This is a genomic window from candidate division WOR-3 bacterium (genome assembly GCA_013177935.1).
Lineage (GTDB): Bacteria > Hydrothermota > Tepidihabitantia > Tepidihabitantales > Tepidihabitantaceae > Tepidihabitans.
On sequence record JABLXZ010000001.1, the window covers coordinates 385,697 to 407,625 of the forward strand.

At 47.8% G+C, this 21,929-nt stretch carries 16 protein-coding genes and 1 tRNA gene; 9 read left to right on the forward strand and 8 right to left on the reverse strand.

Features of this window, described 5'->3' with window-relative positions; genetic code table 11:
• Window position 1: 1 nt before the first annotated feature.
• Genes radC through HPY86_01855 form a run of 3 tightly spaced genes read right to left on the reverse strand, consistent with a single transcriptional unit; the run spans window position 2 to window position 1,801 of the window.
• Complete coding sequence (gene radC / locus HPY86_01845; protein ID NPV13660.1) at window positions 2-712, reverse strand: DNA repair protein RadC; 711 nt, start codon at window positions 710-712, stop codon at window positions 2-4.
• Window positions 709-1,239: a hypothetical protein gene (locus tag HPY86_01850; GenBank protein ID NPV13661.1), complete on the reverse strand. Its 531-nt coding sequence runs from the start codon at window positions 1,237-1,239 to the stop codon at window positions 709-711. Before HPY86_01850 ends, radC begins: the two co-directional genes overlap by 4 nt.
• On the reverse strand, window positions 1,229-1,801 hold the full coding sequence (locus HPY86_01855; GenBank protein NPV13662.1) for a YbhB/YbcL family Raf kinase inhibitor-like protein: 573 nt from the start codon (window positions 1,799-1,801) through the stop codon (window positions 1,229-1,231). Before HPY86_01855 ends, HPY86_01850 begins: the two co-directional genes overlap by 11 nt.
• Before the next feature lie 214 nt (window positions 1,802-2,015).
• Here HPY86_01855 and HPY86_01860 point away from each other — a divergent pair, with 214 nt between their 5' ends.
• From HPY86_01860 to HPY86_01870, 3 genes are all read left to right on the forward strand, one after another.
• Window positions 2,016-3,245, forward strand: a complete 1,230-nt coding sequence (locus HPY86_01860) for a hypothetical protein (GenBank protein ID NPV13663.1) — start codon at window positions 2,016-2,018, stop codon at window positions 3,243-3,245.
• Between the two features lie 77 nt (window positions 3,246-3,322).
• Window positions 3,323-5,044, forward strand: a complete 1,722-nt coding sequence (gene iorA, locus HPY86_01865) for an indolepyruvate ferredoxin oxidoreductase subunit alpha (protein NPV13664.1) — start codon at window positions 3,323-3,325, stop codon at window positions 5,042-5,044.
• On the forward strand, window positions 5,041-5,637 hold the full coding sequence (locus tag HPY86_01870; protein NPV13665.1) for an indolepyruvate oxidoreductase subunit beta: 597 nt from the start codon (window positions 5,041-5,043) through the stop codon (window positions 5,635-5,637). Before iorA ends, HPY86_01870 begins: the two co-directional genes overlap by 4 nt.
• A gap of 14 nt (window positions 5,638-5,651) precedes the next feature.
• Here HPY86_01870 and HPY86_01875 read toward each other — a convergent pair whose 3' ends face one another.
• Window positions 5,652-6,377, reverse strand: coding sequence for a hypothetical protein (locus HPY86_01875; protein NPV13666.1), 726 nt, complete (start codon window positions 6,375-6,377; stop codon window positions 5,652-5,654).
• 453 nt (window positions 6,378-6,830) lie between these two features.
• On the opposite strand from HPY86_01875, the gene HPY86_01880 reads away from it, so the two are divergent.
• Genes HPY86_01880 through HPY86_01890 form a run of 3 tightly spaced genes read left to right on the forward strand, consistent with a single transcriptional unit; the run spans window position 6,831 to window position 11,652 of the window.
• On the forward strand, window positions 6,831-7,679 hold the full coding sequence (locus HPY86_01880) for an MBL fold metallo-hydrolase (protein ID NPV13667.1): 849 nt from the start codon (window positions 6,831-6,833) through the stop codon (window positions 7,677-7,679).
• Window positions 7,676-9,532 carry a GNAT family N-acetyltransferase gene (locus HPY86_01885; protein NPV13668.1) on the forward strand — a complete coding sequence of 619 codons (1,857 nt, stop codon included), beginning with the start codon at window positions 7,676-7,678 and terminating at the stop codon, window positions 9,530-9,532. Before HPY86_01880 ends, HPY86_01885 begins: the two co-directional genes overlap by 4 nt.
• Complete coding sequence (locus tag HPY86_01890) at window positions 9,529-11,652, forward strand: CoA-binding protein (GenBank protein NPV13669.1); 2,124 nt, start codon at window positions 9,529-9,531, stop codon at window positions 11,650-11,652. The genes HPY86_01885 and HPY86_01890 overlap by 4 nt, the downstream gene beginning before the upstream one ends.
• A gap of 38 nt (window positions 11,653-11,690) precedes the next feature.
• Here HPY86_01890 and HPY86_01895 read toward each other — a convergent pair.
• The 3 genes from HPY86_01895 to HPY86_01905 form a co-directional block, all read right to left on the reverse strand.
• A tRNA-Ala gene (locus HPY86_01895) sits at window positions 11,691-11,763 on the reverse strand.
• A 46-nt stretch (window positions 11,764-11,809) separates the two neighbouring features.
• A complete protein-coding gene (locus tag HPY86_01900) occupies window positions 11,810-12,940 on the reverse strand; it encodes a hypothetical protein (protein NPV13670.1) in 1,131 nt (376 codons plus the stop codon).
• A 71-nt stretch (window positions 12,941-13,011) separates the two neighbouring features.
• The gene (locus HPY86_01905; protein ID NPV13671.1) at window positions 13,012-14,967 is read right to left on the reverse strand and encodes a hypothetical protein; all 1,956 of its coding nucleotides are present in this window, start codon (window positions 14,965-14,967) and stop codon (window positions 13,012-13,014) included.
• A 1,062-nt stretch (window positions 14,968-16,029) separates the two neighbouring features.
• On the opposite strand from HPY86_01905, the gene HPY86_01910 reads away from it, so the two are divergent.
• Genes HPY86_01910 through HPY86_01920 form a run of 3 tightly spaced genes read left to right on the forward strand, consistent with a single transcriptional unit; the run spans window position 16,030 to window position 20,715 of the window.
• The gene (locus tag HPY86_01910) at window positions 16,030-18,033 is read left to right on the forward strand and encodes a DUF2817 domain-containing protein (protein ID NPV13672.1); all 2,004 of its coding nucleotides are present in this window, start codon (window positions 16,030-16,032) and stop codon (window positions 18,031-18,033) included.
• Between the two features lie 4 nt (window positions 18,034-18,037).
• Window positions 18,038-19,381, forward strand: coding sequence for an insulinase family protein (locus tag HPY86_01915; GenBank protein NPV13673.1), 1,344 nt, complete (start codon window positions 18,038-18,040; stop codon window positions 19,379-19,381).
• Entirely contained in the window at window positions 19,378-20,715 is a 1,338-nt protein-coding gene (locus HPY86_01920) for an insulinase family protein (protein ID NPV13674.1), read from the forward strand. The genes HPY86_01915 and HPY86_01920 overlap by 4 nt, the downstream gene beginning before the upstream one ends.
• A 57-nt stretch (window positions 20,716-20,772) precedes the next feature.
• Here the strand turns inward: HPY86_01920 and HPY86_01925 are convergent, their stop codons facing one another.
• Window positions 20,773-21,915, reverse strand: coding sequence for an ABC transporter substrate-binding protein (locus tag HPY86_01925; GenBank protein ID NPV13675.1), 1,143 nt, complete (start codon window positions 21,913-21,915; stop codon window positions 20,773-20,775).
• Window positions 21,916-21,929 lie beyond the last annotated feature (14 nt).

Genomic DNA, 21,929 nt, shown 5'->3' on the forward strand with positions numbered 1-21,929 from the left:
CTTACAATATCCCCTGAGCCCGAAAACTGTAGAACTTTTCGCCCGCGATGATGATATGGTCAAGGAGTTTTATTCCTAAAACTTTGCCGGCTTCACTCAAGCGTCGGGTAAGGCTGATGTCTTCGTTAGACGGTGTCGGGTCGCCTGAAGGATGGTTGTGAACCACAATAATTGAAGGAGCGTGGTCATGCACCGCTGGGTCAAACACCTCACGGGGATGGGCGATTGTCGCATCAAGGCTTCCGACCGAAACCTGCTCGGTGCGGATGTGCCGGTTGCGCGCATCAAGAAGCACCGTGAAAAAACACTCCTTCTTTCTCTCAACTAACCTCGGCTTGATCAGTCGAACCACAGCCTCCGGAGAAATCAAAGGCTCCCGAGCATCAGGTGCGAGGCTTTCCTGAAACCGTCGCGCCAGCTCAAATGCCGCTTTAATCTGGCACGCCTTTGCCGTTCCAATTCCGGACACGCGCTTTAACTCTTCAATTGTTGCATCGGCAATTGCTGCGATTGAACCAAATTGTACCAGTAGTTCATGAGCGATGTCACGCACCGGAACTCCGCTGGTACCACGGCTGATCAAGACCGCCAGTAACTCCTCGCCCGATAATTTATCGGCACCGTAACGCAGCAGTCGTTCGCGTGGTCGTTCAGCAACTGGCAAGTCCCGCATTGTAAATCGTCGACGTTCTGCTCCCGACTCTTTTTTCATCTAATCACAAACTCCCAGGCACACCAAGCGTCTGCGGGATGCTTATCCGGCGGGCAATAAAGACACCTTGTCTCAATCCGTTCATCAATTGTTTTCGCAAACCACTCATATTCAACAAGTCCTACTGGTTTGCAGGGAAAATCGGGCAATCCCTTACGTTGCCGCGCACTTTGCACCCGGCAGTCATTCATTCGAAACACAACCCGGTCTGGACCTACCTCAAGTACCTCCTGGCGATTGATATAGGCATAAAGACGGTAAGATAGCGCCTTGACGAGCGCTGGAATCCCACCGCCCGGCAAAATCTTATGCCGTTCCATTATTCGTTTTGCTTCAATAACCGTAAACCGGCGCCACGCCTCCCGGTCAAGTTCAATCGCTGCCTCCATGCCGAATTTTGACTCTACCGCCTGAAACCACAACCCGTCGTGCGCCAGCCAGTTTTTTGCCGCGTCCACCAAAAGGTTAATTAACTCCTCTCGGGAAAAACTGTTAAGTTGAGGGAACCGTTCTTCTTTATCTGCCATAAATCCCCACTAACCGGGCTTCAGCCCGAATGTGACCGGTCATTGCCTCCTGAAGTTTCCCGACGGAAGCACCAGGCGGTAAATCAAGTATTGTATCAAGCGCGTACAACTGGAAAATGTAACGGTGCGGTTTTCCGGGAGGCGGTTTTGGTCCGTTATAACCGATGCGTTGAAAAGAGTTCACACCCTGCTTTGTTCCATCATCAAGTTGCTCTTTATTTACTACCCCTTCAGGTAACCGACGAACCACACCAGGAATATTGTAAATCACCCAGTGAACAAATGTGCCAATCGGCGCATCCGGGTCTGAACATATCAGGGCAAAACTCTTTACCCCGTCAGGAACACTATCCCATACTAACTCCGGTGAAATGTCTTCACCATCACCGGTATAGCGCACAGGTATTTCAGTTTCTGGGGCAAATGCCGGACTGAAAAGCTGCATCTTCGGTACAGAACCGGAATCACTTTTTTCTGTTTGGGCTACTTTGGGGGGTGTCTTTGCCCCACCACAACAGCATAAAAACAAACCAATTGCAAACAGCCAGCCAATTAATTTCATACTATGCCTCCTGTTCAAAGTTATTCACGGAATCGCCTATGTCAAGTTTTGTCCTGCAAATTGACAATTGTTTAACAATAACTAAAATTTACTACATAAATAACATAATTATGCAAATTACAGTAACCTTAGCTGATTGGTTAATCACCCCGGAAAGGGCGCTTAATATCAACTTCCTCCCATTGTCAAAGTTGGGTCAAATATCACTACCGGCTTGCTAACACATCTCTTTTCCATCTTTCTTTTTCTTATTCAGTCTCCTACCGATACCATAAAAGTCTGGTTTGCTCAGGACAGCATCGGTTTACGCCTTGTTGAATTTTTTAACAGGGCGGCTTCTTCAATAGATTACTGCTGCTATAACTCATCTCGTGCCGATGTTACGCTTGCTTTAATCAATGCCCATAACCGCGGTGTGCGAATCAGGATAATTACCGATGATTCGAGGCTTAACAACGATTGGGTCGCATACCTGCGTGCCGCCGGCATCACTGTATGGTCCGATTCAGTTTCTTCTGGACGCTCGGCTTATATGCACAACAAATTTGCCATCCGGGATTTTGCCGATGAAGACTCAACCAACGACATTCTCTGGGTTGCCTCTTACAATCCCAACCAGAATGAACTCTTCGCCGACTGTGCCCTCGAAATACCAAATAGTGCGCTCTGTGCCGCCTATCTTGCTGAATTCAACCAGATGTGGGGCACTACGGAACCAAATCCGGTCCCGGAAAGCGCCCGTTTCCATTCCTCAAAACAGGACCGTTTATCATCCCATCAGTTTCTTATTAATGGATATCCGGCATATCTCTACTTCTCACCCCAAAACCGCGTGGTTGATACCATTGCCGCATTTGCCGGGCGTGCCCGCAGTGAAATATTTTTCGCCATCAACTCATTTACCTATGACCCGCTCGGTGACACATTGATTGCCCTCTGGAATCGTGGAATGACCGTTGCCGGCACCATTGACAAAGCCGGTGCTAATGACCCGGCTTCGGAGTATCCACGACTTCGTAATTGGCATATCCCGATTCTTGTTGACTCAGTCCCCTTTGGCAACGGTATCCTGCACGAGAAGATTATGCTCATTGACTCAAACTTAGTCATCACCAGTTCTGCCAACTGGTCTCAAAACGCCAACTTCAACAACGATGAAAATACCCTAATTTTGACCAACCCGGTGGTTACAGAACGCTTCCGCAATGAGATTCTTACCCGCTATCTTGAAGCCAACGGTACCTACCCTCCGGCGATTTTTGAGCCACCGGGGTTCAATCCGATGCAGAAAACTCTTACCAATCTACACCGCGGCTCACTATTTTTTACCGGTGAGTTCTACGACGCCACAGGCCGAAAAGTTGTTAAAGGCAAACCGTTTTCCAGCGGTGTTTTCTTTCAAATCGAAAATGGCAAACCCATCCGGTTCATCTTCATAAAGTAGCACGCCTGATTTGACACAGCAGACAGTTTTTAGTTAAATAACTATCTGAGGTCCTCGCAAGAAGGTATAAATTTTAAATGAACAGCGAACTACTACTCGGTGATGAAGCGGTTGCCCGCGGTGCTTGGGAAGCGGGTTGCTCGGTCGCCGCTGCCTACCCCGGAACACCTTCAACCGAAATCCTTGAAGCCCTTGCCCGATATCAAGATGTCTATTGCGAATGGTCAGTAAATGAAAAGGTGGCACTGGAGGTAGCGCTGGGAGCAGCACATGCCGGGGTACGGAGTCTGGCAGCAATGAAGCATGTTGGATTGAATGTTGCTGCTGACCCATTGTTCTCAGCGGCTTACATTGGGGTGAATGCCGGTCTGGTTATTGTTACCGCCGATGACCCGGGTCTTCACTCGTCACAGAATGAACAGGATAACCGTTTTTACGCGCTCGCGGCAAAAATCCCCCTGCTCTGTCCTTCAGACAGTCAGGAGGCAAAAGATTTTACAAAACTGGCGTTTGACCTATCAGAAGAGTACGACATACCAGTCTTACTTCGGCTTACAACCCGAATTGCCCACTCCTGTTCAATAGTAACTCTTGAACCCCGTATCGATAAAAAACCGCGCGGCTACGAAAAACAGCTTTCCAAAACCACCTTACTGCCGGTTTTTGCCCGGGTGCGACACATCGACCTGGAAAAGCGTCTGGTGCGTTTGCAGGATTACGCCGAAAAATCACCGCTCAACCGGGTCGAGCTCGGTAATGCTAACCTCGGGATAATCTGCGATGGTGTCGCCTATCAATACGCCCGGGAGGTTTTCCCGGACGCATCATTTCTTAAATTAGGACTCGTTTACCCTTTCCCCCGTAACTTGGTACTTAACTTTGCCCAAAAAGTAAAAGAACTGATTGTTATTGAGGAAGTCGACCCATTTATCGAACTACAAACCCGCGCCCTCGGCTTGCAAGTCAAGGGCAAAGACCAGCTACCGCGCTGGGGTGAACTCAACTCGGGTATTATCCGCACCGCCCTTGCCGATAAGAAGGTGGAAAAATCGCAGCCGGAAGAGGAAATTCCTAATCGTCCGCCTGCGCTCTGCCCGGGCTGTCCTCATCTGGGACTTTTCTACGCCCTGCAGAAACAGAAAGCAATCATCGCGGGCGACATTGGCTGTTACACGCTCGGCGCACTACCACCCCACAGCGCAATGGACACCTGTATTGATATGGGTGCCTCAATTACTTTTGCCCATGGTGCCGACAAAGCTCTTGGTAAATCTGACCCCAGACCGCGCATCGCCCTTCTTGGCGACTCCACTTTCTTTCACTCTGGCATCACCGGATTGATTAACACCACTTACAACAAATCCAATGTCATAACAATTATCACCGATAACCGAACTACCGGAATGACTGGACACCAGGACCATCCTGGAACCGGCAAAACATTAAAAGGCGAACAAACTCAACCGATTGACCTTGAACTACTCTGCCGTGCCTGCGGAGTCGAGCAGGTAATTCGTGTTGACCCTTACCACCCGCAGGAAACCAAGAAGACAATTCAAAACCTACTAAAAGAAAATAAAAGAGCGGTTGTCATTTCGCAAAGAGCCTGCGCTCTCCTTGTTGGCAAACAGGGTGACCCCAAAAAGGTAAACAAGGAAAAGTGCATTGGTTGTCGCGCCTGCCTTGCCCTGGGCTGTCCGGCAATCTCCTTTGCCGACAACAAAGCGTTTATCATCGCTACCGCCTGCACCGGCTGCGCGATGTGTGTTGAAATCTGCCCCAAGGAGGCGATTGAATGAACATTCTTGTCTGCGGCGTTGGCGGGCAGGGGGTTTTACTCTTCTCTGACATCCTATCTCACATCGCCCTTATGGCGAAACTTGATGTCAAAAAAAGCGAGGTCCACGGGATGGCACAGAGAGGTGGTAGTGTTACCAGCCATATCCGCTGGAGTGGAAAAGTTTATTCACCCCTGATTGAAGAAGGCACTGCTGACATCATCATCGCATTTGAAAAATTAGAAGCGCTGCGGTATATTCACTTCCTATCCCCATCGGGAAGTTTAATCTATGACCCCCTGCGGATTGAGCCTTTACCGGTTCTAATCGGAACGGTAGAAAAAATGCCCGATTCCCTTCTTGACGAACGCATCAATATTCGGGCACCGAAAAACTATCCGGTTCCGGCTTTTGAAGTTGCCTGCAAACTGGGCAACCCCCGGTTGCAAAATACGGTTATGCTTGGTGCCGTATCCCGCTTTTTCGAATTTCCTTCAAACCTTTACCGTCAGGTTATCAGTACTCTGGTCAAACCCCAATTGGTTGAGTTAAACTTAAAAGCATTCGCGGCGGGACTGGAACTAATCCCGCCGCTAAATGACCGATTGCAATAAACTTCTGTTAACCGTTACCAGCGGTAGTCGATGTCGAGGTTAAAGGCGTCGAGTACTCCTTCTTCACCTGCTACCTCACGGATAATCTTCAAACGCCAGTTGCCTTTTACCGGTTCATCTGCAAGACCCGGAATCAACTCACCGTCAACCTCCAGCGGACTTACACGGTTGTCCCAGAAAAGAACTTCCCGGCCCGAAGGCGTCACGAGGCGCATCTCAAAAAACTCACCGTCCAGCGTATCGGGGTCAAATTCAACTGTAACCCAGACCGACTCGGCAAGGGCGCCTTGAGGAACTTCATTAGAGAGGTCAAGACTGACTTCAACCGAACCGGGATTGGGTATCGACACTGGACCGTCAAAGGTCTCGTCAACATTTCCAATGCGCCACGCCCGGACATTCAAGGTTTTCGTTTCTGTGTCCGTTTCTCCTTTACCGTCATCGCATACCACTGTAACCGTTGCACTGCCGGGTGAATTTGGAGCCGTCCACAAAACACTATCTCCGGTTGTGCTGGAAAGTGTTCCGGCAGAGGCCGTCCAGGTAAAGGTTAGCGGGTCGTCATCGGCATCGCTGGCATAAACTTTCAACAATACGACTCCACCCGGAGTTGCCGTGTCTGATGGACTGGCAGTAATAGAAGCAATCATCGGTTTATTATTGCTATCGCATCCTGTTGTGATGAGAACTGCGGCAAAGATTAATGCGCTCAGAGCGACCGCGCATCTACTATGAAACATTCCTCCCTCCTTTTCTATTTATCTACTCCCTTTGACCGCCGAGACAACTAATTATACCATTAGACCTGCTAATGTCAACAAAATAACAAGTTGAATTCATACCCATTTCCTGTAAAAATCAACCCGATAGACGGCGTTCCTATTAATTTCCCATACTATTCCCGATACTACCCCGGGGTTCGGCAGGGAAAATCGGGCTAATACAGTATAACCATCAAGATTGCAACTGGTTATGTAAAAATCGCCTAACTGTCTCGTTATACTTTAAAGTATACAATTCCCACGCATTATCAAAATCCTGTTTTCCCCTTCTTTCTGATATCTGGATTTTCACCTTATAATATAAAGACTCGCGCCTATTTATTCTGATAAGCCAGTATTAGATAACAAATCTTGAAACTTCTTTTATGTAATATTGACTTTGGTTAGAATACATTTAAAATGTTAATTCTAATGGACTTTGGCAGATTTAAGCTTTACCCCCTTTGTGATGGGTTCTTTGGTCTGGATGGGGGTGCAATGTTTGGTGTCGTACCGAAACCTCTCTGGGAAAAAGACCACCCCCCGGATGAACGGAATCGAATAAAACTTGCCCTGCGGCCTCTTCTCGTTGCAACTGGAAAAGAACTTATACTCATCGACACCGGGATTGGAGACAAATACGACGCCAGTTTTGCGGAACGGTATCGCATCGAGAAAACCGACTCATTGCTGTCCGGTCTTGCCCGTCTCGGTTTTAAACCCGAAGACATTACAACGGTAGTCCTTACCCATCTGCACTTTGACCATTGTGGTGGCTCAACCCGAATAAAAGACGGCAAACTGGTCCCGACTTTTCCCCACGCCCGCTACATCGTTCAGCATACCGAATGGAACGATGCAATCCAGCCCAATCGTCGCTCCCGTGCCTCCTATCTGGGAGAAAATTTCTTGCCGTTAAAAGAAACCGACCAGCTTGAGTTAATCAGTGGCTCAACCGAAATTTATCCCGGGATTGAGTTGATTCACACCGGGGGTCACACCAGAGGTATGCAGCTGGTTAAAATCACTGATGAAAATAAAACCGCTATTTTCTGGTCCGATATGATTCCCACTAAAAGCCACATTCCGGTGCCCTACATTATGGGCTACGACCTGTTTCCGCTTGACTCAATGGACCAGAAAGAAAAACTTTTGAATCAGGCGGTTAACGGTAACTGGTTCTCGATCTTTGAACACGACACAGACAACATAATTGGAAAAATTACCTTTAAGGATGGCAAGTATCACTTTGAACAAATCAAGGAGGATGAAAATTTATGACAGCAAACAACTGGCAGATGAGATTTAAGGAAAAAATCAAAACCCCGGAACAGGCATTAGAAGTTGTCCAGCCCGGGGACCGGATATTCATCGGCTCGGCTTGTGGCACACCCCAGAAACTGGTTAGGGCACTTGCCGACCGTCCGGTGGAAGATGTTGAGGTAACTCATATTTTAACACTGGGTGTTGCCCCCTATGCCGAAGAAGCGCTCGCCGCGCGCTATCGGGCAAACTCCTTCTTCATCAGCGCCAATGTCCGGGAAGCGGTGCAAAAAGGCAGAGCCGACTACACTCCAATATTTCTTTCCGAACTACCGCGCCTGTTACGCTCGGGCCGCCTACCGATTGATGTTGCCTTGATTCAGGTTACCCCACCCGATGAGCACGGCTTTTGCAGTCTTGGGGTTTCGGTCGACATCACAAAACCCGCCGCCGAGGTCGCAAAATATGTTATTGCCGAAGTGAACCCACAAATGCCTCGGACCCTGGGCGACAGTTTCATTCACATCTCCCAGATTCATTCCATTGTTGAAAACGATGCACCGATATATGAGTTTACCACCCCTGGACCCAGCGAAGTTGCTCAGCGTATTGCAAAAAATGTTGCCGAACTCATACCCGATGGCGCGACGATTCAAATCGGCTACGGCGGCATTCCCAATGCCCTCCTTTACTACCTGAAAGACAAAAAAGACCTTGGCGTCCATACCGAAGTTTTCTCTGATGGCATTATCGATTTAATTGAAAGCGGTGTCATCACCAATCGCAAGAAAACTCTGCACCCCGGAAAGGTTGTTGCCTCTTTTGCGATGGGCTCACAGCGCCTTTACCAATACATTGACAACAACCCAAGGTTCGAGTTTCATCCAGTAGACTATACCAACGATCCATTTGTCATCGCCCAGAACGACAAAATGGTGTCAATCAACTCGGCACTTGAGATTGATTTAACCGGTCAGGTGTGTGCTGACTCCATCGGCTCCCTTTTCTATTCCGGTATTGGAGGACAACTGGACTTTGTCCGTGGTGCGGCGCGTGCCAAAGATGGAAAGCCGATTATCGTCTTAAAATCAACCCGGGACAACGACCGTTTTTCCCGCATTGTTCCGGTGCTCTCGGAAGGTGCCGGTGTTGTCACATCGCGCGGTGATGTCCACTATGTCGTAACCGAATGGGGTGTTGCCTATCTCCACGGCAAATCAATCCGGGAACGTGCCCTTGCCCTGATATCGATTGCCCATCCGAAATTCCGCGCCGAACTGCTAAAACAGGCAAAGCAGCGAAACTTCGTCTATCAGGACCAACCCGAAGACGCCCTTGTTTCAGCGCGCTACCCCGAAGAGTTTGAAACTAAAGTGCGCCTGCCGAATGGCGAAACTATCCTGATTCGGCCCATTAAACCAACCGACGAACCGGCAATGCGTGAACTCTTCTACTCATTCTCCCGGGACACAGTTTTCTACCGCTACTTTAGCTACATCAAGGCGATGCCGCACGAGAAACTGACCAGATTCGTCAATATCGATTACGAAAAGGAGATGGCACTGGTTGCGGTACTGCGCCGAAATGGCGAAGAGCAAATTGTTGGTTCGACCCGATACTATGTTGACCCCTCGACTGGACTTGCTGAATTTGCCATAGAAATTCAGGACGAATTTCAGAACAAGGGCATTGGAACCGCTCTTTTCAACCACCTGATTCGCATCGCCCGGATAAAAGGTGTCAAAGGGTTTGTTGGTTATGTTCTGGACTCCAACACCAGGGCTTATCGGCTTGTTACCAAAACCGGCTTCCCGCTTGAAACCAAATGGGAAGACGGCGTTTACACCTTAACTTTGAGGTTTGAAAAATGAAAACAAATAATTTGGACTTTATCTTCAAGCCCCGTTCTGTTGCGGTTATCGGTGCCTCGAGCAAAGAAGGTTCGGTAGGTCGCGCCCTGTTCGCTAATATCCTTTTTAACGGTTACACCGGCGTTGTTTTTCCCGTTAATCCACGCGCGAAGAGCATTTTGGGCGTCAAAGCCTACCCTTCAATTCTGGACATCGAAGATGAGATCGACCTTGCGATACTCATTGTCCCAGCAATAACCGTACCGGCGGTGCTGGCTGAATGTGGCCAGAAAAAGGTAAAAGGTGCCATCGTCATTTCTGCCGGGTTTAAAGAACTCGGTGCCACCGGTGCAGCACTGGAGCAGGCGGTTAAGGAAAGAGCCCGCACCTGGGGTATTCGCCTTATCGGACCAAACTGTTTTGGAATGATAAACACCAGCCCGGCAGTACGGCTGAACACCACCTTCGGTCGTGTGATGCCCCGAACCGGAAACATCGCCCTGATTTCTCAATCCGGTGCAGTCGGTGTTAACGCACTCGAATATGCCGAATCCGAAGAGGTGGGTCTTTCTAAATTTATCTCAATTGGCAATAAAGCGGACATAAACGAGTGTGACCTGCTCGAATATTTGAAGGACGACGAAGAAACTGATGTCATTGCGCTCTATCTTGAAGATTTAGTTAACCCGCCGGAATTTATGCGCATTGCTCGAGAAATAACATCTCATGCCAAAAGACCCAAACCGATTCTTGCCATCAAAGCGGGTCGGACAAGCGAAGGCGCCCGTGCCGCATCTTCCCACACCGGTGCCCTTGCCGGTTCAGACGAGGCATACAACGCCTTTTTTGCCCAGGCACGCATCCTGCGAGTTGACACGGTAAGTGAGTTAATCGCCAAAGCTGCGGTCCTTGCCTACCAGCCTCCGCCGCGCGGTCCCCGAGTGGCAATCATCACCAATGCCGGTGGTGTAGGAATTATGGCAACCGATGCCTGTGTACGATACGGACTAAAAATCGCACCATTAACCGAAAAAACCCGCACCGAACTTAAAAAGGTCCTGCCGCCAGCAGCTGCGATTAACAACCCGGTCGATATCATCGGCGATGGTGATGCCAATCGCTATCGCGCCGCATTTCGTATCCTCCTTCAGGACGAAAATATCGACGGCATAATCCCGATATGGACACCAACCGTGATGGCAGAAGCGATTGATGTTGCCAATGTCATTGCCGAAGAAGCCCAAAATACAGATAAGCCCATTATCGCCTGCATTCAAACAATGGGTGACAACACCGCAATCCGTCGTGCCTTACTCCGCGTTCGAATCCCGCATTTTCTCTTTCCAGAAAATGCGGCTCGCGCCCTGGCAACGATGGCGGAATTCGGCCGATTAAGCCGCCGTCCACCCGGAGAGGTTGTCAAATTTGGTGATGTTCAACCCGACCAAGTCCGCCAGATTGTTAACCGGGCAAAAAAGCGGCCCCGCCCGTTCATCTCAGAACCCGAATGCCATCAAATCCTTAAAGCCTACGGAATACCGGTAGCAGAATTCGAACTTGCCACCAACATTACTGAGGCATTAGCGCTCGCCCAGAAAATCGGTTATCCGGTTGCGATTAAAATTGTTTCTCCAGACATCATTCACAAGACCGATTTTGGTGCGGTTCGCATTAACATCACCAATAACGAACAACTCAAAGAGTCCTATACCGCAATGATGGAAACGGTAAAGAACAAAAAGCCTGATGCCGAAATCTGGGGTGTAATGATTCAAAAGATGGCACCAAGCGGTGGATTGGAAACAATCCTCGGAATGAAACGCGACCCTCATTTTGGTCCCCTGTTGATGTTTGGGCTGGGTGGAATTTTAGTTGAAGTCCTTAAAGATGTTGTTTTCCGGGTTGCGCCGGTAAACGACCTCTCTGCCGAGTCAATGATTACCGGAATCAGGGCACATCGCCTCCTTGAACCGTTTCGGGGAAAACCGGCACGCGACAAACAGAAGATTAAAGAGTCGATTCAGCGCCTGTCGCAGCTAGTTATGGACTTTCCGGAATTTGACGAAATTGATATCAACCCGCTCTTTGTTTATGAAGAAGGTAAAGGGGCGCTGGTGATTGACGCCCGGATTTTGCTTTAACGATTGTAGTCTTTCGAGGTTTTCGGCAGGCAGGTAAATGGAGCTGACCCGATTCGAACGGGCGACCCCCTGCTTGCAAAGCAGGTGCTCTCCCAACTGAGCTACAGCCCCTTATCAGTATAATAATCAATGTAATCTTTTCGTCAAGTGAAATCGTTTAGATTCTAATAACCGATTTGGGAACCGCTACTCTTGGGAAAGCCGCGTAACCAATTGCCAGTCTTACCTCAACCCCCTTTCCGAAAAACAACAGACCACCAACCTCCTTAATTCCCAGCCGAAAACTCCAACCCCTCAGATTTAAACCGGTATTTATGCCCGTAATAACCCCAAAGCGGTTATCATATCCGATGGTTAAACAAATCGGCACCAGTTTCTTGACTGTCACTTCTGATATGAGTTCGGCGGTGAATCGACTTAAACCGAAAGGTTCTAAGTCTAAAACCGGATGCAAAATGACACCCGCATTAACACCCGGTTGGATTTGATACCCTATGCTCATATTTAATTTAATCGGTAAGTAAGTTAAAACCTCATTACTACTGACCCGATTTACTCGAGAGTAAACCTTATCTGAGCCCGCAAATAGTTCGTAAAGATTGGCTGAATCAACTCTGAATGTCCAGTACCCCTCCTCAACCTGTTCGTGCCACACTATCCCAGGACTCAGGTCAAATACCGCCAGTCCAAGGTAAAGTCGAGCTTTCTGATAGGCACCACCCACATCAATGCTCCAGCCACTACCACCCTGTGCTTTCAAATAACCAACACAACCTTCGCCCGTAAAACCTTCCCGGGTTGTAACAATCCGTGCCTCATGATTAAGAAGCTGACTATAGAACAGACCACGGATATAATTAAAAGATGCGCCCACTAAAAAATTCCCCCAGCGTTTGCCTGTTCCTATTCCTGACCGCAACAACGCGGTGAACTTTGCCCGCGCACCATTTGAACTGTACATCCGGTCTAACTCATTGCCATTTAGAATTAAATCAATCAGGCCTTTGGGCAATACCACTTCGGCACCGGCATCGCTTCGGACCGAAACCGCAAAATTCCGGTAACTGAACCGGGGCATTGCTCCATTAATTTCCGTGTTCATTGCCAGTCCGCTCCTTGGTACCGATTTTAATAGCAATCTCTTTGCCGTCTCGTCAATAAACGCTCCGCTATAACGATTATATTGGACGATGTTGAAGGCGTTGTTTTTCAGTCCCGCGGTCAAATCAACAATCTCGCAGGAAAAAATCGGGTTTTCTGGTAACCCGAGATTAGCCGGATTTATCAAAAGGGCATTACTTCCCGTACTAAAAACAGGATTCAAGACACCAAGCGTTAAACAAAGAATATTCAGCATGGTTATTTGGGATTGCGATTAACCCGTATTCGGACTTCTACAGTTGCGTCCAGTTTTATCTGGTCATTGGTATAAACAACCACTGTATCGGTTGGTGGGAACTCGAATATCAATCCGGCACTCAAAGAACAACTTCGGAACACAGTAACCGCCATGCTGTCAAGACAAACTGAGATTGCTGTATCCCGCTCGGCAACACATCTCCCCTGGTTATTAACCACCCCGGACGGTACAACAAATGGAATTGTAACGGAATCGACAAGAACATTCGGTTCGCTCAAAGAACCTGGTTTTAACACCAGCCGCCCATTCATCCCAAACGGCAGTGCCGTCTTCAACCTGACTCCTGCTTGGCCATCAACAAGATAGTTTTGAACCGATTGCCGTTCTTCTTCTGACAATTCAATCCTTTTATCGGGCAAAATTACCGTATCCGGTACAAATGCCAGTCGCATTGGAACATTCAAAACTGCCGTCCCGGAAACTAACTGTCCACTCTCAAATCGACCGTACCCCCTCATCCGGACGTTGTATTCGCAGGTGATAAAATCCGGCCCGGAGTTAAGTAGCGTTGTTATCGGAAATGTGCGTTCAAAAGTACCGGGCTGGTTTCTTTGTCCCTGCATTACGGTAATCACATCTTCAACAGTTGCCACTATTTGCTGATTCTTTATTGCCTTTAAAGCAACAAAGACATCCATTGGAAAACCAACGCCATTTTCTCCTGCCAACACCAGCTGTGCTGTGGAAAACCGTACACCGTGTAAGTTAAAAGGTACCAATTCGGGTAACGTCTCAACATGGGAAAAAACGTACACTGGTTCCCGGAACATCCCGACAAGAAACCGCGGTTTAGCGTCAAGAATTACATAACCGATGTCCACCGCACAATCTTTTGTCACATCAACAAATTCTCCACGGGAGTCAAACCTTATCCGCATCTGGAGTTCGAGTATTCCACCCGTTTTCCGTAAATTATCGATTCCAACCTCTGCCAGATTGAATTCAGCCGTCACCCCTTCTCCCGCCTCAACCATTCGGGACGAACTAACACCAATCTTACGAAAGTCATAGTTAAGAGTCATTGCTGCCGGTAAACGGTTACCAACCGTAAAAACGCATTGGCCTTGTGATAGAACAAGACTGTCAATTCTTAAGGGGTTACGCGCGACCATCTTTATTTCTATTTTTTTCTCGGCTTGAGCATCAACAACTTTAAATCGGCCGCCTCCAATTCTAAGTGACTCCGGTTCTATGTTTATCACAAGACTATCCTGGGGGAAAATTCTTACCGTATCCCGACCACTCCCTATTGAATGGACGGCAACATCGAAATCAATTGGATTAACCGCCCTTGCTCCTCCCAATCTTAACTTCTCTTCCCGAAACTCTCCGACTCTAATACTGCCGAGATGGACTACCCTCCCCAATAGTTTAATATCAATCGAATCAAAATTGAGCGGTGTCCGATTTTCGAGTCGCACAATAACCACACCTTCGAGGATGTCAACGGTCTGAATATTCTCGAGGACACAGTGCTTCTCAAAAATATTACTAAACGGCCCAACCTGTAACTCCAAACCCGAATCGGGAATCGGTCCAAAAATTTCCTCACAGCTTATCCCATCCCTACCGCTGCCTAAGTTGGAAAAAACGAAATCTTCCAACCCGATTTTTTCTCTCTCTTCAATGGTAAGCAAAGAAACAGCGTTATCAACCGCCACGGGTCCCCATCGATGGGTAAGATTGATTACAAAAGATGAATCAGGCTGAATCTGGAACTTTTCACTGTTTGACAGAAGTTCACCTAAACGAATCGTACGCTGATAAACTGGTATTATCAGACTGACATCCCATTGTGGCAATGCTGGTGGCTTAAGGCAAGAGCCACCAAAGGCAATGAGCATCAAAAGAGTAAAAGTAAAATATTTGAATCTACACCCCTTTACCCTCAACATCGTTTTCCTCCTTCTCCCCCGGTAAATCTTACAGGAGCCGCGGCTACCCTGTGAGCGTTCCAGAGTGCCTGATATTTTAAAAAGGCGGCATGCTCTCCCCATTTAAAAAAGGTATAGAACACCCTTCAGGCGTACCGCAGCTCCTTCAAATAATGGGGTCCACCGGGCGTAGAAAAGGGGCCGATTATGGTAGGACTTGGGCGTGGGCTTCTAAAATCCCAAGAAGGAGGCTAAGATGCCGGCCCCAGGAGATAATCTTAAGGCGGACCCCAAAGGTTACTGGTTAAACCTTAACTTCTCCATCCTGTAAGGAGCATCCCCTTGTCTCGAGCTCGGTCAAAGGTCCTCTTCTTTTTGTCTTGCTCCTTCATTTTACCAACTACCATCCGGGGTCCGCTTATCTATGGGTCATTATCCCTCCTTCCCAAAAGGGATAATGGTATCCCTCCTTCCGCAACCCACCAATTTTGAAGACGAGTAAACTATGGAGTACTAATATTTCGGGTGCGCCTCAATGGCAACAGAACAGAGAGCAGAGAGAACAATGCGCTTCCTCTCGACTCCGTAGCTACCCGTCTTACAGAATTGTACTCAATTTATGAGGCAGCCCGGTGGACCCAGAAACTCCCGTTTGTAAAGAGCAAACTTATTGACAAAAATTCAACGGAACTCTGTCAATTTCACCTAACCCCTTCCCGCTTCTCATTAAAAACACCGAAAGCAAATAAATGCATTATCTGTGCCACCAACCACCTGAAATTCTAACACATCAAAACACAATAAGTTAGAACAACAACCGAAACAATATTGTTTAATGCGACCGCACTTACTAAAGTGCGTCAAGGACAATAACTAACACAAAATCAATATGTTAACAAATTGCGACAGGTTGTTACTGAGCCCTCAGCAGATTGTGAAAAAATGAAATTTCTGTGTCGAGACAAAAGATTAAAACAACCATTACTCTTACTCTAATATGACATTGACATGCCGAGTAACAATTATTTTGACAATTACTTGAACCGCAATATCATTTAAAATATGGCTATGAAAGGAGTATTGATGAAACCAAGAATTGTTTTTTTTATCCTTACAACCCTTACGATGGCAAGTACCAATATTGACCAGTCCAGAGACCTTGTACGGATTGTAGGAGCCGGTCGCGATGAGATGCGCGCATTAGCAAAAATCGGAGTAATCGTCAACTACATTGACAACCGTGGTGTAGTTGCTGAGGCAACGCTTGATGAGCAGGAGAAATTAAGAAGTAGCGGTTTTTCAATCGAAATTCTTACCCGAAACATTACCAGGGTATATGAGCAAAACTGTCTCGCCTCTGCCAGCGATGGTCGCTATTTAACCTATAGTGAGTTCCGGGACACAATGGCAATAATCGCCCAGAACAACTCTAATATTTGCAAACTGGAAACACTGGGTTTGAGTTATAATGGTAGTTTAATCCTTATAATGAAAATCTCAGATAACCCTCAAAGCGATGAAAATGAACCGGTAGTTCATTTCGAAGGAGATATCCACGGCGATGAGAAAATCGCTTGGGCGATAGTATTCGAACTGATAAAATACCTTGTTCAAAACTACGGCACCGACACCCTTGTTACTCGACTGGTGAACGACCGGGAAATTTACCTTCTACCAATGTACAATCCCGATGGCTTTATCGCGGGCCGCCGTTACAATGGGAACAATGTTGACTTAAATCGTAACTGGGGCTGGATGTGGGGTGATGAAGTAAATCAGGGCGCCGCCCCATTTTCCGAACCGGAAAATAGAGCGGCTTTAGCACACATCTGGCGTAATCCGGCGGTGATTTATGTCTCATATCACGCCGGCACTACCTTCATCTCCCACCCTTGGAGTTATTGCTTCTCTTATCAAAACACTATTCCGGAACTGCCCCTGATTCAATTTCTATCTGCCCGCTATGACGCCTTCACCCACTACCACTATGGCCAGGGTCCAGACACGATGTATTTAATTAATGGCTCAACCAAAGATTTTGACTATGGCTATGGAATGATGGGCTGGTCAATTGAGGTTCACATTCAGAAAACCCCGCCTGCCTCCGAAATTGACCAGACTTTCAATTTGAACAAGCCGGCAATGCTTGCCTTGATACGCCACGCCGGTCAGGGAATTAGGGGTACTATTACCGATGCAGCAACGGGCGAACCAGTTCCCTGCCAAATCTGGATCAGCCCAGCAAACTGGGTAAGTTATAACGACCCGGAACTGGGTGATTTTCACCGATTTTATCTTCCCGGAACCTATCAGTTAACATTTCGTGCGCCCGGATACCGGGAAACCACCTTGACCGATGTTGTTGTACCCGATTCTGGAGACTCAGTGACAACGGTTGATGTCCAGTTAACCCCGGACCCATCAGCACCGCTTTTTGCCTTCCGCCATATCTACAACAACTATGTCAACCCATCAGTAAATCGGACCTATCCAGTTCGGTCGCTTGGTCCTCACGATGGTAATGGGTTCCGGCTCGACAATGGCAAGTACATCTGTCTTGATATGTCCACACCGATTCGTAATCAAGATGGTATGGACTTAGTTGTCTATCGCTCCGCGGGCAGCGGTACGGCGTTGGTTCAAGGGGCGAATGATTGGCAAGGATTATGGACCGATATTGGCACCGCCCAAACCAACCAGAGTTTGTTTGACATTGGTGCTGTTGGCTTGGACAGCATCCGCTACATAAAAGTCACCGCCTCGGGCGAATTTCATCTCGATGCGATTGAAGGGGTAAGCAATGTTGGCATCAGTATGTCTCAACCTCAAGCACCCGAGCCGTTTGTTATTAAACCCCACTGTAACCCTACCGCCTTGCCAGTAAAATTTACAACAACCAACTATGCAACACAGAATGGGGCGCTAAAAATTTTTGACCTGAGCGGACAACTCATTGCAAGCGTACCGGTATTAAGCAACCAGTTACTCTGGAACGGGAAAGACCGGAATGGGAATACGGTCAGCCCCGGCGTATATTTTGTCCGCTTTGACGGTGCTCACCCGCTGCGGATAATAATAACGAGGTGATTGTATGCTATACAATATCCTTTCCTTGTTTTTTGTCTTTACAGTGCCATCAGAAGTTGACCATCGCGAAACCAAAGGAGAAATTACCGCAATCGAATCCCGTGTCACCGAATTCACCCTGAAAAATGGCTTGCATGTCATCCACTACTTTGACTCCTCGGCACCGGTTGTTTCAGTCAATGTCTATTATCGTGTTGGTTCCTACGATGAACAAACCGGCAGTACCGGAATTTCCCATATGGTAGAACATATGAGTTTCAAGCACACTGATATCTACAAACCCGGTGACTTCGACCGGATGCTTGATTCGGTAGGCGCCAATAACAACGGCTTTACCTCAACCTATTACACTGGTTATTACGAAGAACTGGCAAAAGAACACTGGGAACTGGCGCTAAAACTGGAGGCTGCAAGAATGAACAATTGTATCTTCCCCGACTCTGAGTTTGAAAGCGAGCATCAGGTGGTAGCTGAAGAAAGGCGCCTGCAGGATAACCGTCCGACCAGTAACCTGTGGGAACAGTTTGAGGCAATTGCCTTTCTTGCCCATCCCCATCGTAATCCCACAATCGGCTGGTCTGATGATGTGGGAAAGTTTACCGTTGAGAAGGTCCGCGACTGGTATAAAAAATATTATAACCCGGCAAATGCGGTCATCGTCATCGCCGGTGATGTACCACTGGAAGAAGTAAAGTCAAAAGTGGAAAAGTATTACGCCAGATTCAAAGGTACACCGGTCAAAAGGCCGGATTTTTACGATATCGAACCCGCTCTGGCGGGTGAAAGGCGACTTGTCTTACGCAAACGGGTTAATGTCCCCACGCTGTTAATCGGCTTTCCAACGCCGGGAATTCGTGATTCACTTTACATCGTGGGAGATGTGGTGGCAGCAATTTTAGGCAGCGGACGAAACTCCCGCCTCTATCGAACACTGGTTATTGACTCCGGCTTTGCCACATCGGTTTCAGCCTGGAACTCTGTCGAACGCGACCCGGGAATTCTCGAAATTTTGGTCACCCCAAAAGCCGAGAGCCTCATACCCCGCATCGAAACTGTCATCCTTACTGAAATAAAAAGGATGGTAACTGAGCCGGTAAGCACTCAAGAACTGCAACGGGTAAAAAATCAAACCCTTGCCACCGCACTATTTGACCGTGACGACATTTCTGATATCGCCTGGTTACTTGCTACTTCGCAGATTACCGCCGGTAACTGGCGCCATTTTTTGCAGCAAATCGAACGTATCGAGAAAACTACCCCGGAACAGGTTCTTGTTTTCTGTAAACAATATCTAACTGAACAACGACGCATCGTCGGCGTCCTTCTTTCGGATAAGGAGGTAAAATGAACTTCCCGGGTAAACAACTTTTAATTATTCTCTTAATCGTTATCGGTAATCTATCCGGGGCAGTGCTCTTTCGCGACTCACTATCCAACGGACTTATCATCCTTACTTACGAAGACCACCGTTTACCAATGGTAGACATCTCGTTTGTTTGCCGAAGCGGTGCTGTTTTTGACCCTGATGGTAAAGCGGGTACCGCCAGTCTTTGTACTGATATGCTCTTGCGGGGTACAAAAAACTTGACCCCAGACTCAATTGCCCAAATTCTCGATTTCATCGGTGCCCGCTATGGTACCGGAACCGATTTCGACCGTTGTTTCATCAATCTCCGACTTTTGAGTAAAGACCTAACCACCGGACTCGACATTTTATCAGAGATAATTCTTGAACCAACCTTTCCGATTGATGAGTTTACGCGAACCCAGGAACAGGCGCTGAGTGGGGCGCGTCGCGCCTATGACTACCCAAGTTCGGTTGTCGGTATGGAGTTTGACCGCCTTCTCTTCGGTGAACATCGTTACTCGTTGCCTCCTCGGGGCGATACTGCCACAATCCGAAAGATTACCCGCGACGATTTGAAAAACTTCCATAAGACTCATTTTGTTCCCAACAACTGCTTTATCGTCTTCGTTGGTGCCGTTGACCACAATTACATAAAAAACGAAGTCAACCGCCGTTTCGGAAACTGGCAACCAAGACCGGTCAGTAACCCACAACCGCCTGAACTTACCTTACCCGAAAAAATTCGGGTCAAATTGATTACCCGTAAAGAGATGAACCAGACTTACATCCAGTTTGGCCACCCCGGCATCTCAATCTTCGATAAGGATTTAATCGCAATACGCTTGATGTCTTACATTCTGGGAGGACCGCCGCTTTCCTCAAGAATGGGTCTTGCTGTTCGGGAGTATGGCGGACTTGCCTACGATGTCCGTTGCTGGTTTGACCGCCGTTTATTGCCCGGTGCATTTCGCGCTACTGTGCAGACCGCAAAACCAAAAGAGGCGATAGAAAAGATGTTTGCGGAGATCCGGCAAATGCACGAAAAGGGGGCAACTAAATCCGAATTACTCAAGGCACAAAATTATTTTACGGGTAGTTTTCCCCTTTCCTACAGCTCGAATCAAGGCAAACTGGACCGGGTAACGGAGATTGAACTTTACCGCTTTGGTATCGACTGGCTGGAACAGTTTCCCGTTCGGGTACGAACAACAACATTAGAACAAGTAAACGAGGCGGCAAAACAACATCTGTTTCCTGACCGCTATATTATGGTAATAATGGGTAATGTCACAAAAGAAGAGCTTAACTTACCAGATGCCGAATGGATAGAATAAAGCAGGGGTGTTGTTCACACCCCTGCGCTCCAACCGAATTTGCCTTTAAGTGTTTATTTAAGGGTTGAACGAAGTAACATACCTCTGGCCCGTTTCGGTCCACTGGATAATCGCGGCGCGCTTAATTGGGTTACCCCACTCGTCAAAAGAAATCGAGCCTGAAACACAGGGATAATCTTTAATCTGACTCAGTGCCTGCCGGATTTCATCCGGTTTAGCATTAGGCGCATTTTTCAGGGCTGCAATTAGCAGAAGCGCTGCATCATACCCGAGTGTCGCCATCGCATCCGGTTTCTGGCCAAACCGCGCCTGGTATTTGTTTACCCAGTTCTGTACTTCAGGTCTGGGGTCATCGGCGGAATAGTGATTGACAAAATAACTACCCGCCACCTCTTTACCAGCAATTTCGAGCATTGCCGGTGAATCCCAGCCATCGCCGCCTAAGAATTTCGTCTCCAGACCCAGTTGATATGCCTGTTTAACAATCAAACCGACCTTGTTGTAGTAATCCGGTAGAAAAACTACCTCGGGCTTTTGTTGTTTAATCTTGGTCAAGAGCGCTGAGAAGTCGGCATCATCTTTCTGATAGGATTCAAATGCGACCACCTTACCGCCCGCCTGTTCAAAGAAACGCTTGAAATACTCAGCCAGTCCTTTGGAATAGTCATTGCCGACATCAAACATTACCGCTGCGGTTTTCGCCTTTAAGCTCTCAGCCGCAAACCGAGCAGCAACCACACCTTGGAAAGAATCGGTAAAACAGGCACGAAAGATAAACTCCTTGTGCTTGCCGTCATCAGTAACCGTTACCTTAGGATTAGTTGATGTTGGCGTCAGCATCGGGATTCTTGCTACCTGACACTTGTCCGCCAGTGGCAAAGAACACTTGGTCGAAACCGAACCGATAATCGCCACCACTCCATCCAGTTCAATCAACTTACCACCGGCATTTGCAGCTTCGGTCGGGTCGTTCTTGTCGTCCGAGATAAACAGTTTTATCTGTTTGCCGTTAATACCACCGGCACGGTTTGCCTCTTCGACCGCCAGGGTAATACCGTTTATCGTTGATTCACCGAAGGTTTTAACATCACCGGTTAGAGGAGCAACTACCCCGATTTTGATAACATTGCCCGGACCACAGGCAAATATGCCCAGACCGAGCATCAGACAGATGGTACCTACGGTTTTTATTATCCTCATTTATGCCTCCTATG

Excerpts from the sequence above, each read along its gene's own strand:
- radC (NPV13660.1), bottom strand. The coding sequence starts at position 712 with ATGAAAAAAGAGTCGGGAGCAGAACGTCGACGATTTACAATGCGGGAC.
- HPY86_01850 (NPV13661.1), bottom strand. The coding sequence starts at position 1,239 with ATGGCAGATAAAGAAGAACGGTTCCCTCAACTTAACAGTTTTTCCCGA.
- HPY86_01855 (NPV13662.1), bottom strand. The coding sequence starts at position 1,801 with ATGAAATTAATTGGCTGGCTGTTTGCAATTGGTTTGTTTTTATGCTGT.
- iorA (NPV13664.1), top strand. The coding sequence starts at position 3,323 with ATGAACAGCGAACTACTACTCGGTGATGAAGCGGTTGCCCGCGGTGCT.
- HPY86_01870 (NPV13665.1), top strand. The coding sequence starts at position 5,041 with ATGAACATTCTTGTCTGCGGCGTTGGCGGGCAGGGGGTTTTACTCTTC.
- HPY86_01875 (NPV13666.1), bottom strand. The coding sequence starts at position 6,377 with ATGTTTCATAGTAGATGCGCGGTCGCTCTGAGCGCATTAATCTTTGCC.
- HPY86_01880 (NPV13667.1), top strand. The coding sequence starts at position 6,831 with ATGGACTTTGGCAGATTTAAGCTTTACCCCCTTTGTGATGGGTTCTTT.
- HPY86_01885 (NPV13668.1), top strand. The coding sequence starts at position 7,676 with ATGACAGCAAACAACTGGCAGATGAGATTTAAGGAAAAAATCAAAACC.
- HPY86_01890 (NPV13669.1), top strand. The coding sequence starts at position 9,529 with ATGAAAACAAATAATTTGGACTTTATCTTCAAGCCCCGTTCTGTTGCG.
- HPY86_01905 (NPV13671.1), bottom strand. The coding sequence starts at position 14,967 with ATGTTGAGGGTAAAGGGGTGTAGATTCAAATATTTTACTTTTACTCTT.
- HPY86_01910 (NPV13672.1), top strand. The coding sequence starts at position 16,030 with ATGAAACCAAGAATTGTTTTTTTTATCCTTACAACCCTTACGATGGCA.
- HPY86_01915 (NPV13673.1), top strand. The coding sequence starts at position 18,038 with ATGCTATACAATATCCTTTCCTTGTTTTTTGTCTTTACAGTGCCATCA.
- HPY86_01920 (NPV13674.1), top strand. The coding sequence starts at position 19,378 with ATGAACTTCCCGGGTAAACAACTTTTAATTATTCTCTTAATCGTTATC.
- HPY86_01925 (NPV13675.1), bottom strand. The coding sequence starts at position 21,915 with ATGAGGATAATAAAAACCGTAGGTACCATCTGTCTGATGCTCGGTCTG.